This is a genomic window from Marinomonas sp. TW1 (assembly GCF_001625355.1).
GTDB lineage: Bacteria > Pseudomonadota > Gammaproteobacteria > Pseudomonadales > Marinomonadaceae > Marinomonas.
This window is the reverse complement of record NZ_JSEE01000006.1, coordinates 33147-46970: the sequence shown is the minus strand read 5'-3', so window position 1 is coordinate 46970 and position 13824 is coordinate 33147. Positions and strand designations below refer to the sequence as shown.

The window sequence follows — 13824 nt, the reverse complement described above, 5'->3', positions numbered from 1 at the left end:
TACATGCTTAAAGCACTTAGCCATTAAGCGTAAGCACGTTGGTCTTACTAATACGGTGACGATAAATCTCACGCAGATATTTGATCGCATTTCGAACATTATCAATGTCCAAACGAATGTCGTTGATGGACACAAACTGCTGCGTATTGTCGATCAATTCACGGTATTTTTTCTCATACATAGGCTTGATCGCGTACCAGTTCGTATCCAAAATTTTGGCTGGATTTTCGTGACTGTTGAAATATTTGTCGACCAAACTGTCGTCAAAGTCTTCCATTTGAATCATGTCAATGATCGCTTGGTCCACTTCATCTGTGTAACGGTAATCATCTTTTGCAAAACAACGCTTCATGTAAGCCACCATCAGCGTTAAGAAGTCATCACTCAAACATGGGCTCTTAGCAATCAAGGTGGTTAATGATAGATTCGCTGACGCACCAATCACCAAGGCATAACGTTTAAGCGTGGTGTTTGGACACAAGCGGTTCAAGTGCATTTTCAACCGGTTTAACGCAGTGAAAGACAGTTTGAAGTCACGTGGCAAAGAAATGATCGACACAATAGACGAACAGTTTTTGAAGAAGTGCAAGTCACTCAATTTGGTGATGTCATAACCACTCTTACGGAAATCCTTAATGGCTTGACGGTAACGATCTGATTCAACAGGCAAGACACTCACCCCTTCAATCGCCGATGTGTCTTCGTTAAAGTGAGGCAATTCAATCGAACGGCAGAATAAGTCATCAATGTCGACCATATCCTGATGAACACCAGGTCCCACTACGCTCTCGGCATAAGCGACAGCAACTGGGCCCGCCAAACTCATAAACAAGTCATTGGCATCCAAACGAATGGTTTCTGAAATATCAATCCCTGCACGACGGAAGTAATCTTCATCGTAATCCGTTGTCACCGCTTGCGCCGTCAGGATGTTGAAGATTTGCTGAGAAATATATTGGTTTGCGTATTTCTCCATCGTATTCACATCAATACTATCGGCATCGCCGCCATCTTCTTCTTCCGCATAACGCATAATGTCGTTTGAAATTAGCATCATGGAGTTCCAAGGACGAATACGCTCCATCACATCGGCAGGTACTTCATCTTCTTCACGCTCTTCGTTGTAAGAGAAATTCCACTCTTCCGAGATGTATTTCGTCAACAAACGACCCGCATTGATGTGCAAAGCTTCTGAGATTTCCACGTTCTTACCGGAAATATTCGGCAAGATACAAATACCAGAGGTAAAAATAGGCTCAAAGACAAAGCTGTGGCGCTTATCCACCAATTGCGATTGGTCAGAACGGTAATCAAAGGTTTTGCTTAAGTATGAGAATTGCTGCGCCAAGCCGAACTCAGAGGCCATACCTGAACCGGTACCACCGCCCGCACTAAAGATGTAAAAGTACAAGCGAGATTGGTTGGCTTTGATACCACAAGAATCCACCAAGTAGGAATGCAGATGCTTCCAATCTTCGTTACGGAAGGTCGAGGTATCCTTATTCAGAATGATTTTCGCAAGATACTGACCAAGGATAGGTGCGTTACCGGCACCACCAGCATGGACTTCAGATAAATCCATGATTTGTAATTTTTTATATTCTTCCAAGAATTGCTCGCGGCCTTCTTGGTTTGAAAAACGAATACGGCCTTCGATGTCTTTGTCTAAGTCACCCAGTAAGACGATCGGTTCAATTAAGAATACCGGCTTAAAACCATCTTTACCTTCAATGGGCAAATGCTTGCGAATCCAACGCATCGGGCGGAATTCACGTTCGGTATCTAACAGCTCTTGATTTTCCACTTCACGCATATAATTTGCGCGCGCATCGTATACCAAAGACGCCACATCTAAAGCGATATTAGAGCCACAACGCCCTAAACCAATCAGACAGACTGACGGAAAAACCTGATCACTATTTTGTGCGCCTTCTGTCGTCACCGGTGGGTGAATCTGACCGCGAACAACGTCCAAATTTTCTAAGATTTTCTCTAGATTCGGTTCCGTGTAATAGAGGTGTTCTATTGGCAGGTTGTCTTGACTCATGTGGCATCCTTTTTTGAAGCAATTTACTTACAACAGGCGATCTGTTTTTCGCGACTCAGGCATTAAGAAAACAAACTTTTTGCTCTGTTAAATGCACGTTTTTTTCAATATCTATACTCAAACAATATCATCCTTATATAACAAAGGCACGAATATGATGAGACAGAATGCAAAATTTTTATCCGCTTTCATCAATCTTTTGTCTGAGCACTTCAATCTGGCTTATTGTTTACAAATCACACTGAATTTTCGGAATGGATAATAATACTGACACTGCAATAACAAAAAATTACACTAATTCAAACATAAAGTTAATCTTTGTACTAAGCTTATTTGCAAAGTTGTGTCTTAGATGACTGTCGGGGTATTGCCGTGTCGATTTCATCCATACCATTAAATCGCCTCACCATACCGACGATTCAGCCGGCAGCAGAAGTGCGGCCGCAAACATCATCACAACAAGAGCAAGAACCTGCCGTAGATTTATCGGAACAAGCAAAGCAGCTATTATCGTCATCCCAGTCTCAATTAGATGAAACCAAAGGACACAAACAAGGGAAAGAAGAGGAAGGTAAGGAGTCCGTACAAGTGACTTCCAGCATTGGCCGAATGTCACGAGTCACAGGTTTACAAAGGGAAGAAGTAGCGGCCTTGTACCGCACCATCGAAAAGCTGAATTAGCCAACATCACCACGAAAGATGTTGGCTCTCGTTGTCATGGTTATTCAAACGTCAGTGTGTAGCCGTTAGGTGCCAAAACCTCTGCTTCACGCTGTAAGTTCGCCAAAGTCAAAGGTCGGCTGTCTAACCAATCCGCCAAGAACTCTGCATGCAAACTTTTCTCAGACGCTTTCAATGTAAAGATCGGCATGTCGCCTTCTTTGCGATCATGATGAAGCAAAATGGCCAAGCGCAACAAAATCGAAAGTCGATCTAGGTCTTGCTGATCTCCTTTGGTGAAACGATATCCTAAAGATTGAGTAAATTTGCGACGATGGCGCAAGATCAAATTCGCTAACGCCTGTTGTTCTTGCTGTGAAAAGCCTGGCATATCAGATTCACTAATAATGTAGGCACCATGTTTGTGATAGCGGCTATGTGAAATCCCCACACCAACTTCATGCAACAAACCAGCCCAACGAAGCAAGTCTTCACTCGAAATACTGCTCAATCCCCAGTCATCTTTCACCTGAGCTAACGCAGAGAGCGCGGTTTGCGTGACCAATTTCGCTTGCTCAGTATCAATATGATACTGATTCAACATGTAGTTGACGGTACGCTCACGAATGTCCGTTTCCGCGTAACGCCCCATAATGTCATACAACACACCTTCTCTGAGCGCGCCATTGGAAAAGTCCATCTGCTTAATATCAAAACATTCAAACACCGCGGTTAATATAGCGATGCCTGCAGCAAAGGTACTTTTCCGCTCAGGCTTCAAGCCAACTAGATCAATGTTGTCTGCATGTCCTGCTTGAAATAGGGCTTTTTGAATTTGTTTGAGGTTTTTCGGCGTAATGCCCTTCTTACCCCAATTATTTTCTTTAACAATATTAAACGCCGCTTTAATGGTACCGGAGGAACCGATGGAGACGTCCCAAGCTTCATCTAAATAATCATCTTGAATACTCAGTAGCTCAAGACGAGCGGCCGTTACCGCTTTCTGGAAGTTTGATTTGGAGATCACACCTTCTTTAAAGAAACGTTTCGCAAAACTCACACAACCCATGTGCAAGCTTTCCGTTAAAATGGGTTCCAGTTGTTGACCGATAATAAACTCGGTACTCCCTCCCCCAATGTCGACCACTAGACGCTTGGATTCGCCATGATCCATGGTGTTAGAGACGCCCACGTAGATCAATCGAGCTTCTTCTCGCCCAGCAATGATTTCCACTGGGTGACTCATAATGTCCATGGCACTGCCAATAAAATCATAGCGATTTTTGGCCACGCGCAAAGCGTTGGTGCCCACTACCCGCACCGATCCAGGTGGCATGTCTTCGATAACCTGAGCAAATCGCGCCAAGCATTCCAAACCACGCTGCTGCGATGCGTCATCTAAATAATCGTTTACCAGGCCCGCTGCTAACTGTACTTTTTCACCAAACTCGCCAGTGATACGAAGCTGCCCATGAGTAACTTGAGCAATCACCATATGGAAACTGTTGGAGCCCAAATCAATAGCGGCTATTTTTTCGAAAGGGAAATCATGAGATTGTTGCAAAAAGAGTGACTGCATCCAGTAAACCTTATCTTGCTGAAATCAAAAAGGTGTCGAGTTGAGAGTATATCAGTTAACCGAACAAGCATTGATGGATCCGCTCATAAAAACCATGAGATTGATGGCTTTTTTTATCGCCGATCAAACCTTTTCTCAAAAAATCAAGAGAACATACAATTATTTTCCCTCTGCAACGGCCTAAAAACCCCACTTTGATCAAAAAATTACCAGAAATTGCTTTTTTCCTAGTTTTCTCTATAGACCTTCCCTTTAAGTCGATCTATAGTATGGATGGTCTTGATGAAGAGCCAACTATAAATGGCCTCTGAAAGATTCCAATCAAATTGTTTCGCGCTGTATTGGCTTAGCCCTATCCGGGCCCTTATAAATAGAGCATACCTTAAAAACATTGCTCGTTTCTTTGGTGCCGAGTGGCTGATACATTGTTAGATACTTCCAGACACAGATTAGTCTGGCTTAATAAGAAGCCCTTTTAATCCTGTCAATTTTCCTCAAATGAGCTAATACAAACCCGTTTATGAACCTTACCGAATTAAAACAGAAATCAGTACACGAACTTTTAGAAATCGCATCAGAAATGGGCCTAGACAACATGGCTCGTTCACGCAAACAAGATGTTATTTTCTCCATCCTTAAGCGTCATGCAAAAAGTGGGGAAGACATCTATGGCGATGGTATCCTTGAAATTTTACAAGATGGCTTTGGTTTCCTTCGATCGCCAGATTGTTCTTACCTAGCTGGGCCAGACGACATTTATGTTTCGCCAAGCCAAATACGTCGATTTAATCTTCGTACAGGTGACACCATTGCGGGGAAAATTCGTCCACCGAAAGACGGCGAGCGTTATTTTGCCCTTCTAAAAGTAAACGAAATTAATTTCGACAAGCCAGACAGTGTCCGCAACAAAATCTTATTTGAGAACTTAACCCCTCTTTTTGCTGATGACCGTTTGGCCATGGAAGCGGGTAACGGTTCAACCGAAGACGTTACCTCACGCATCATCGATCTGGTTGCACCAATGGGTAAAGGCCAACGTGCTTTGGTGGTTTCACCGCCTAAAGCCGGTAAAACCTTCATGCTACAAAACATTGCGAATTCCATTACTCGCAATAACCCTGAATGTCATTTGATCGTTCTATTGATCGATGAACGTCCAGAGGAAGTAACCGAGATGTCTCGTACCGTTCGCGGAGAAGTGGTTGCTTCTACCTTCGATGAGCCACCAGCACGTCACGTTCAAGTGGCTGAAATGGTCATCGAAAAAGCCAAACGTTTGGTTGAGCATAAGAAAGACGTTGTCATTTTGCTAGACTCCATTACCCGTTTGGCCCGTGCTTACAACACCGTCATTCCTTCTTCCGGTAAAGTCTTAACCGGTGGTGTGGATGCCAATGCCCTGGAACGTCCAAAACGTTTCTTCGGTGCGGCTCGTAACGTTGAAGAAGGTGGCAGTTTGACCATCATCGCAACAGCACTGGTCGATACGGGATCTAAAATGGACGAAGTTATCTTCGAAGAATTTAAAGGTACAGGTAACTCTGAGCTTCACCTTGACCGTAAGATTGCTGAGAAACGTACGTTCCCTGCTATCAACATTCGTCGTTCAGGTACTCGTCGTGAAGACCTACTGACATCCGAAGACGAACTGCAACGCATGTGGATCCTTCGTAAACTACTTAATCCAATGGAAGACATTGCCGCTACTGAGTTCCTCATTGATCGACTTCGAGTCACTAAGACCAATGACGAATTCTTCGAGTCGATGAAAGGCAAGAATAAGTAAGTCGATACACAACTTGAAAAACCACTTTTTATAAGTGGTTTTTTTTCCATTCTAGAAAGCATAACGGACATTTGTCTTTTGGCTGACAAATGCGCGACGGAGTAACAACATGAATGAAGTGACCGCCAAGGTAAAGGCTGTTGAACTGGTTAATAAAGACGTTTATCAAGTCACACTGGAAATGGATTCCTTTTCTTTTATCTCGGGTCAATATGTCATGATCCAGCTACCAACGGGCGAACAAGTGCCTTATTCCATTGGTAGTGCGCCTGGCGAGTTGCCACTGCTGACTTTATACATTCTTGTTAGTGATCCGGACTCCCTTGCTCACAAGGTAGTTGAACATCTTAGCCAATCGTCAGAAGTGAGCTTAAAAGCACCGGGTGGGGACTGCCATCTAGAAAGTGAAGCCTTCAGTCTGACCTCTGAGCATATCTTACTTATTGCCGGCGGCACTGGCTTTGCTCAAGTGAAAAGCCTATTCAGCGACCTAGTTGCACGTCGCTTTGAAGGCAAAATATCTTTTTATTGGGGCGTTAGAACGCCACAAGACACCTTTGCAGAAGCGTGGTTAGAAAATGCTAAGCAACATGACAACGTCTCTGTGAATCTTGTGGTTAATGAGGGTTCTGATGAGTGGAACGGCCGAACTGGTTGGTTGTATGAAGCCATCTTAGCCGATCATCCAGATCTGTCAGACAGCGCGGCTTTCATCAGCGGTTCAGTCGGTATGGTCTATGGCACATTAGACCAGCTTGAAGCAAAAGGCCTGAAAGAGAACAATTGTTTTTCTGATGTCTTTGCTTATGCACCAAGACCTGAAAAGCCGCAGCTTTAATATTAGCGGCCAAGGCGACAATACATTAGAAAGACAACAACCAAAAAGAGAAGTCCAAGACTTCTCTTTTTTCGTCTAGAAAGACGCTCAGTTTTAAGCGATCACTGACGTCCAAAGCTGCAGGATCTCTTGCTGATCCGCTGCTGACACGCCTTCTGACTCAAGCGTTTCTTTCAAAGTTCCTTCAAAGGCGAAGTCAAATTCATCCGCGCCTTCCCCTTCTACACTGCTGTGCAATCCCAACAAGCCTAACAAGTAAGCACAATAAAAGAGTTGATCTCCCTCTTCGGCTTGATGCTCTAGTTCGCGCAATTTATCGCACAGCTGATCAGCTCGATCAGCAAAGGTTACTGACATAATCTCTCTCTACTTTTTTGACGGATACAAAAAAGCTGGGCCACATTCCCAGCTTTTGAATGACATTAAAACCAGCTTAGGGCTTTAATTCCAATGTTGATAGGGTACGATCTCGAATCGTCAGTAACAAGTCCGTGTTTTCAACCAATGACTCACCGTAAGAAGGCACCATTTGTTTCATCTTCGTTTGCCATTCGCTGTCATTTAGACGGTCTGCGAAACAACGCTCAAGAATGCCAATCATGGTATTCACTGTAGTAGACGCACCAGGTGACGCTCCAAGCAAAGCAGCCAAAGAACCGTCTTGAGATGTGATCGCTTCGGTACCAAACTCCAGTTTACCGGCGCCCTTCTCGTCCTTCTTGATAATCTGAACTCGCTGCCCGGCGTACGCCAATTCCCAGTCTTCATCTTTCGCATCAGGGTAAAATTGACGCAAAGAGTTACAACGATCTTTATGGGATTGCATCACCTCGCTAATCAAGTAACGCGTCAGATCCATGTTGTTCTTACCGACACTCAACATAGGTTTGATGTTGTTAAAACGAACACTCTTTGGCAGATCCAAAAATGAGCCCGTTTTTAAGAACTTAGTGGTGAAGCCTGCAAAAGGCCCGAACAAAATGGCTTTTTTGCCATCAATGATTCGAGTGTCTAGATGTGGCACTGACATAGGTGGCGCACCAATCGGTGCAGCGCCATACACTTTAGCAAAGTGCTGCTCAACCAATTCTGGTTTGTCACATACAAGCCATTGGCCACTGACTGGAAAGCCACCATAACCATTGCTTTCTTTGATGCCGGATTTTTGCAGCAGCGGCAAGGCGCCACCTCCCGCCCCTAAGAAAACAAATTTAGCGTCAATTACTCGCTCTTTACCGTTCACGTCTAAAGTCACTTTCCAACGACCATCTGGCCCTTGTTCAAGGTCCGTTACTTCGCTCTTCAAGCTAAGTTCAAACTGATCAGACCTTTCCAGCAACTTGCTCATATTACGAGCAATGGCACCAAAATTAACGTCTGCACCATGTTCGATGCGAGTCGCAGCCAAAGGCTCATCCACACCGCGGTTTTGCATAATTAATGGCATCCATTGAGCCAAAGTATCACGGTCTTCCGTGTACTCCATTTCTTTGAACGCAGGATGTGCACTCATCGCTTGATGACGTGCTTTTAGCATGTTTACATTACGCTCCCCCCAGACAAAACTCTGATGAGGTACGCGATTGATGAATTCTTTAGGCGCTGGCATTAACCCTTGTTCAACAAGGTAAGACCAAAACTGCAGGCTCACTTCAAAAGCAGCATTAATACTGACCGCTTTATCAATGTTCACTGAACCATCTGAATTTTCTGAGGTGTAATTTAATTCGCAATACGCGGCATGTCCTGTCCCTGCGTTATTCCAACCATCCGTACTTTCTTTTGCGACACTGTCTAAACGCTCCACCATTAAGATGGACATATTAGGATCAAGTTGTTTTAGCAATACGCCTAGTGTGGTGCTCATAGCACCGCCACCGACGAGTAAAACGTCTACTAAATTTGAAGTCATAAAATTTCGCCGTGTCATACCCAATTGTAAAGTTGAGACTGATTTAGAAAGGGGGCTTTTGGCCAGCAGCTAGTTATTATTAGAGGAGGTACTGCAATACTTTCTTATCGGTTCCTCAGAATGCTTTTATTTGCATTGGCAAGCAGCTAGATTAAAAAATAAACAAGCCATAAAGGATTCTAAGTGGATAAAAAGTGATTATACGGATTTTGTCCCCAATGTCTTGAGACCTTAGTCTAAGTTTGTAGATATATTAACATTTCGAGCAACACGATCTATGACATTTTATTGACTTTAGCGACAAGAAATAGGATTTTTAAGGCATTAATAAAAAACTTGCTTCGATTTTGCAGCTATAATTAATTCGTAATACTCGTTATCACCGCACGAAATTCAATTTTCACTGGCATGGAGACTTAAGCAATGAAAGCTCAAGACATTATGGTGAGCAATGTTATCTGTGTTGACATGGACGACAGAGTGCCTGAAGTGAAAAACCTGCTACAGCAACATGGCTTCCATCACCTGCCGGTTACCGAACAGGGTCGTCTGGTTGGCATCATTTCAGATCGAGATATTTTACGCTTGGTCAGCCCGTTCATCGACAGCGTATCGGAACAAGCAAGAGACCTAGACACATTAAATCGTGCCGCCCATCAAATCATGACACGTCAACCAATCCGTGTGAAAGCCGACACGCCGATTACAGAGATTCTGGCTTGGCTAAAAAAAGTGGATATTTCATGCTTCCCCGTCGTCGACGAGGAAGATCATGTGATTGGCATCATCACTTGGCGAGATTTGGTCAACCACGCCAAGTATTGATCATAGGAAAAGCACTCGCTTAGTGCGTTTGTGCCTGATCTCCTAGCATGTCGACTAGATCGGCCTCTTTGAATTCATATTGCTCTGCACAGAATTGACAGTCGACCTTAATCGCACTTTGCTCAATCAACAGCTGACGAATCTCTTCCGCCCCTAACGACATCACCGCATCCAACATACGTTGACGAGAGCATGAACAACCAAATTGCATCTGTTTCGAGTCGTACATGCGCACTTCTTCTTCATGATACAAACGATGCAATAACGTCTCCGTATCCAATCCCAACAGCTCGTCTTCTGACACCGTTGAGGCAAGATGTGTAAAACGGTCCCAAGCATCGGTATCACCAGCCTTGGCTTGTTCTTGCGGCAATCGCTGTAAGAATAAACCACCACACTGAGAGCCATTCGCCGCTAGCCAAACCCGACTTGGTAACTGCTCAGACTGCAAAAAGTATTGCTCTAGACATTCTGCCAAGGTATCACCAACCACTTCCACAATGCCCTGATAGCGCTGACCATTGCGTGGTTGAATGGTGATCACCAAATACCCACCAGCCAGCAAATCTTTCAACGAAAGCGTGTCTGGTAAGGTTTGCTCCTCATCCCATTGCACAATGCCGCGCAAATTTTGGAATTCATCGCACTCCGTCATTAAAGTAGAAAGAAAACCATTACCTTTAGCTTGCATGGATAAAACACCATCTATCTTGATAATGTCACGCAACAAAGCAATGGCCGCGACAAACTCACCCAAGAGTTTTTCCAAGGGTAAAGGGTATTCTTTACGCTGAATGATTTCTTGATACGCACTGTTCAACAACACTCGCTCGCCACGCACATTGGTATGATCAAACGAAAAGCGTTGAATCTCATTCACTGATAAATTATTCACAAAAAGCACCTTCTCAGCTCAAAGCTGATGATAAAATTCATAACATAGATGCGCGCCATTTTACCCTTGCGAAAAGCAATCATCCACTTTAAAACAGTGTAACTAACACCTTTGCTATTTCGTTTCTTATTAGAGCACTCTAAAATACCCCCACACAGACATTAGTCCTCTTTTTTTGAGGTAAGAGACAGTTCGCTTATATGATTCAATTCACCGAAGTCAGTTTACAACGTGGTACGCAATTCTTATTGGAAGAAGCCGATCTCACCGTATTTGAAGGCCAAAAAGTCGGTCTTATCGGGGCCAATGGCGCCGGTAAATCGTCTCTGTTTGCCATGATCAAAGGCGAGTTACAAGCGGACACAGGTGAAGTCATCCTGCCAGGCCAACGCCGCATTGCGTTTATGGCGCAAGAAGTTGAGGAAACACAACGCTCGGCATTGGATTACTGTCTTGATGGCGACGATAACCTCAGAAAAATACAAGCCCACATCCTGCAAGCCGAAACCTCAGGTGATCATCATGCTCACGCTACTTGGCTAGCAGAGTTTGAAACTGCACAAGGCTACACCGCAGAGTCTCGCGCTGAGACATTACTGCAAGGTCTCGGCTTTAAAATGTCCGACATGCACAAACCCGTATCAGATTTCTCCGGTGGATGGCGCATTCGCCTCAACCTAGCCAAAGCGTTAATGTGCCCCTCTGACGTGTTACTGCTGGATGAGCCGACCAACCACTTAGACTTAGACGCCGTCATGTGGCTAGAAAACTGGCTACGTCAGTACCCAGGCACCCTATTACTGATCTCCCACGACCGAGACTTCATAGATGGTATTTGTAGCCACATTGTGCATCTGTACCAGAAAAAACTAACGCTTTATAAAGGCAACTACTCTGACTACGAACGCCAACGTGCAGAACATCTTGCCCAACAGCAAGCCAACTATGAAAAGCAGCAGACGAAGCGAGCCCACTTACAACAATACGTGGACCGTTTTCGCTACAAAGCGGACAAAGCCAAGCAGGCTCAAAGCCGCTTAAAAATGCTGGAGAAAATGGAACTCATTGGACCTGCGCACATTGATTCCCAGTTCGAATTCAGCATTCCCGTGGCCGAAAAGACCTCTCAACAACTGATTAACCTGATTCAAGCAAACCTCGGCTATACCTCAGAACAACAGGTTCAAACACAACAACTTGGCAACACCAACTTCACCATCCGTGATGGTCAACGCATCGGCTTACTGGGTCCAAATGGGGCAGGTAAATCCACCTTAATCAAATCCATTGTAGGGGAAATTCCACTCTTATCAGGTGACAGAGTGACTGGAGAAAACCTAGCCATCGGCTATTTCTCACAACACCAGCTCAGTGCACTGGATTTGGAAGCCTCTCCTGTTTTGCACATACAAAGACTGTCGCCCAAAGTGTTAGAAAGCGATATTCGTCGCTATCTAGGTGGTTTTGGCTTTATTGGGGACGACGCGTTGCGTGCCGTAAAAGGTTTTTCTGGGGGGGAAAAGGCGCGCTTGGCCTTGTCGTTAATCACTTGGACCAAACCCAACCTTCTCATTCTCGATGAGCCAACGAACCACTTGGATCTAGAAATGCGCCAAGCCTTAACCGAAGCCTTGCAAGCCTTTCCTGGAGCCATTTTACTGGTTTCACACGATCGCCATTTATTAAACAGCACAGTAGATGAGTTCTATTTGGTCGCTGACCACCAGATTCAAGCCTTTGATGGTGATCTGGCCGCGTACCATGCTTGGTTACAAGCTAGACAAGCCCAATCTTTAAGAGAAGAAAAAGGTGAGCAGGAAATCAAAGTAGATAAAATCGATCGCAAAGAAGAGCGACGAAAAGCCGCAGAACTTCGCGAGAAACTACGACCGCTTCGTAAACAAATTGACCAACATGAAAAAGCCGTTCAAATGGCGCAAAGTAAGCTGGATGTGATCTCTGAGAAAATGGCCGATTCCAGCCTTTATGAAGCGAGCCAAAAAGACAAACTACAAGCCTTACTCAGCGACGAAGCGCAATGGAAAAAATCCTTAGAAGAAAGCGAAGAAGCTTGGTTTGAAGCGCAAGAGGAACTCGAAGCAGCGGAAGCAGAACTTCAATAAACCGCTAACTGAGTAAATAATGGGGTAAAGTTTCTCTAATTGCCTAATCGCAAGGCTTTCCTCATGACTCTGTCTTATTATTGTCACATAACTAACGTACATTCCTACACTGCGAAAAGGAGATATGTGGATGACCTTTCCATACACTCGTATGCGCCGCATGCGTAAGCACGATTTTTCTCGTCGTTTGATGCGTGAGCATCGACTCACTGCAGACGATCTAATCTACCCAATGTTTATTCTTGAAGGAGAGCAAGTTCGCGAAGCGATTCCTTCAATGCCAAACATTGAACGTGTCTCTATTGATCTCCTTTTAGAAGAAGCCAAAGAACTGGTCGAGCTAGGCATTCCTACGGTTGCACTGTTTCCGGTCATCGCAGCGGATAAAAAGTCACTGCTCGCCGAAGAAGCCTATAACCCAGACGGTCTAGTTCAACGAGCGGTTCGCGCACTAAAAGAAGCGTTCCCAGAACTGGGCGTCTTAACCGATGTGGCCCTTGATCCCTATACCACACATGGACAAGACGGCATCATCGACGATGATGGCTATGTTTTGAACGATGTCACCGTTGACACGCTTGTGAAGCAAGCTCTGTCCCATGCGCAAGCAGGCGCTGATGTGGTTGCGCCATCAGATATGATGGACGGTAGAATTGGCGAAATCCGTGAAGAACTGGAAACAGAAGGCTTCATTAACACCTTGATCATGGCGTATGCCGCGAAATACGCATCCGCCTACTATGGTCCATTCCGTGATGCGATTGGCTCAAGCGGCAACCTCGGCAAAGGCAACAAGTTTACGTATCAAATTGATCCGGCAAACTCTAATGAAGCCATCCGAGAAGTCATGCTGGACCTAGACGAAGGTGCCGACATGGTGATGGTGAAACCAGGGCTACCCTATTTGGACATAGTTCGTCGCGTTAAAAGCGAACTAGAAGTGCCCACCTTTGCCTATCAGGTCAGCGGTGAGTATGCCATGCACATGGCCGCTTTTGAAAAGGGTTGGTTGGACAAAGACTCAGTGATGATGGAATCGCTGCTAGCGTTTAAACGTGCCGGAGCAGACGGCATATTAACCTATTTCGCAAAAGACGCAGCTCGCCTGCTAAAAGGTTAAAGAAGGTACGAACTGATTCGTGCTTTCCTTAATTTTATA

General features: G+C 44.8%; 11 protein-coding genes. 6 read left to right on the top strand and 5 right to left on the bottom strand.

The genetic code is table 11. The annotated features are described in order from the left end of the window. Positions 1 to 16: 16 nt before the first annotated feature. The gene (locus tag OA79_RS06685) at positions 17 to 2047 is read right to left on the bottom strand and encodes a hypothetical protein (protein WP_063332455.1); all 2031 of its coding nucleotides are present in this window, start codon (positions 2045 to 2047) and stop codon (positions 17 to 19) included. A gap of 372 nt (positions 2048 to 2419) precedes the next feature. Here OA79_RS06685 and OA79_RS06680 point away from each other — a divergent pair, with 372 nt between their 5' ends. Continuing rightward, complete coding sequence (locus OA79_RS06680; RefSeq protein WP_063332454.1) at positions 2420 to 2728, top strand: hypothetical protein; 309 nt, start codon at positions 2420 to 2422, stop codon at positions 2726 to 2728. 40 nt (positions 2729 to 2768) lie between these two features. Here the strand turns inward: OA79_RS06680 and OA79_RS06675 are convergent, their stop codons facing one another. Further along, positions 2769 to 4286 (bottom strand): Ppx/GppA phosphatase family protein, encoded by a 1518-nt coding sequence (locus OA79_RS06675; RefSeq protein ID WP_063332453.1) that lies wholly within the window; start codon positions 4284 to 4286, stop codon positions 2769 to 2771. Between the two features lie 520 nt (positions 4287 to 4806). On the opposite strand from OA79_RS06675, the gene rho reads away from it, so the two are divergent. Together rho and OA79_RS06665 are read left to right on the top strand one after the other, a co-directional pair. Next, positions 4807 to 6072, top strand: a complete 1266-nt coding sequence (gene rho, locus OA79_RS06670) for a transcription termination factor Rho (RefSeq protein ID WP_063332452.1) — start codon at positions 4807 to 4809, stop codon at positions 6070 to 6072. Between the two features lie 109 nt (positions 6073 to 6181). Beyond that, positions 6182 to 6910, top strand: a complete 729-nt coding sequence (locus tag OA79_RS06665; protein ID WP_063332451.1) for an NAD(P)H-flavin reductase — start codon at positions 6182 to 6184, stop codon at positions 6908 to 6910. A 93-nt stretch (positions 6911 to 7003) separates the two neighbouring features. On the opposite strand, the gene OA79_RS06660 is transcribed toward OA79_RS06665, so the two are convergent. Beyond that, positions 7004 to 7267: a hypothetical protein gene (locus tag OA79_RS06660; RefSeq protein ID WP_063332450.1), complete on the bottom strand. Its 264-nt coding sequence runs from the start codon at positions 7265 to 7267 to the stop codon at positions 7004 to 7006. 76 nt (positions 7268 to 7343) lie between these two features. Continuing rightward, a complete protein-coding gene (mqo, locus tag OA79_RS06655) occupies positions 7344 to 8840 on the bottom strand; it encodes a malate dehydrogenase (quinone) (RefSeq protein ID WP_269447824.1) in 1497 nt (498 codons plus the stop codon). A gap of 405 nt (positions 8841 to 9245) precedes the next feature. Here mqo and OA79_RS06650 point away from each other — a divergent pair, with 405 nt between their 5' ends. Further along, entirely contained in the window at positions 9246 to 9647 is a 402-nt protein-coding gene (locus tag OA79_RS06650) for a CBS domain-containing protein (RefSeq protein ID WP_063332448.1), read from the top strand. 19 nt (positions 9648 to 9666) lie between these two features. Here the strand turns inward: OA79_RS06650 and hslO are convergent, their stop codons facing one another. Beyond that, positions 9667 to 10542 (bottom strand): Hsp33 family molecular chaperone HslO, encoded by an 876-nt coding sequence (gene hslO / locus OA79_RS06645; protein ID WP_082825402.1) that lies wholly within the window; start codon positions 10540 to 10542, stop codon positions 9667 to 9669. A 200-nt stretch (positions 10543 to 10742) separates the two neighbouring features. Here hslO and OA79_RS06640 point away from each other — a divergent pair, with 200 nt between their 5' ends. Both OA79_RS06640 and hemB read left to right on the top strand, forming a co-directional pair. Next, a complete protein-coding gene (locus OA79_RS06640; RefSeq protein ID WP_063332447.1) occupies positions 10743 to 12665 on the top strand; it encodes an ABC-F family ATP-binding cassette domain-containing protein in 1923 nt (640 codons plus the stop codon). A 130-nt stretch (positions 12666 to 12795) separates the two neighbouring features. Beyond that, positions 12796 to 13785, top strand: a complete 990-nt coding sequence (gene hemB, locus OA79_RS06635; protein WP_082825401.1) for a porphobilinogen synthase — start codon at positions 12796 to 12798, stop codon at positions 13783 to 13785. The last annotated feature ends 39 nt before the right edge of the window (positions 13786 to 13824 follow it).

What these genes read in the sequence shown, in the direction of transcription:
- mqo (WP_269447824.1), bottom strand. Translation starts at nt 8,840, where the DNA reads ATGACACGGCGAAATTTTATGACTTCAAATTTAGTAGACGTTTTACTC.
- rho (WP_063332452.1), top strand. Translation starts at nt 4,807, where the DNA reads ATGAACCTTACCGAATTAAAACAGAAATCAGTACACGAACTTTTAGAA.
- OA79_RS06675 (WP_063332453.1), bottom strand. Translation starts at nt 4,286, where the DNA reads ATGCAGTCACTCTTTTTGCAACAATCTCATGATTTCCCTTTCGAAAAA.
- OA79_RS06640 (WP_063332447.1), top strand. Translation starts at nt 10,743, where the DNA reads ATGATTCAATTCACCGAAGTCAGTTTACAACGTGGTACGCAATTCTTA.
- hemB (WP_082825401.1), top strand. Translation starts at nt 12,796, where the DNA reads ATGACCTTTCCATACACTCGTATGCGCCGCATGCGTAAGCACGATTTT.
- OA79_RS06660 (WP_063332450.1), bottom strand. Translation starts at nt 7,267, where the DNA reads ATGTCAGTAACCTTTGCTGATCGAGCTGATCAGCTGTGCGATAAATTG.
- OA79_RS06685 (WP_063332455.1), bottom strand. Translation starts at nt 2,047, where the DNA reads ATGAGTCAAGACAACCTGCCAATAGAACACCTCTATTACACGGAACCG.
- OA79_RS06650 (WP_063332448.1), top strand. Translation starts at nt 9,246, where the DNA reads ATGAAAGCTCAAGACATTATGGTGAGCAATGTTATCTGTGTTGACATG.
- OA79_RS06665 (WP_063332451.1), top strand. Translation starts at nt 6,182, where the DNA reads ATGAATGAAGTGACCGCCAAGGTAAAGGCTGTTGAACTGGTTAATAAA.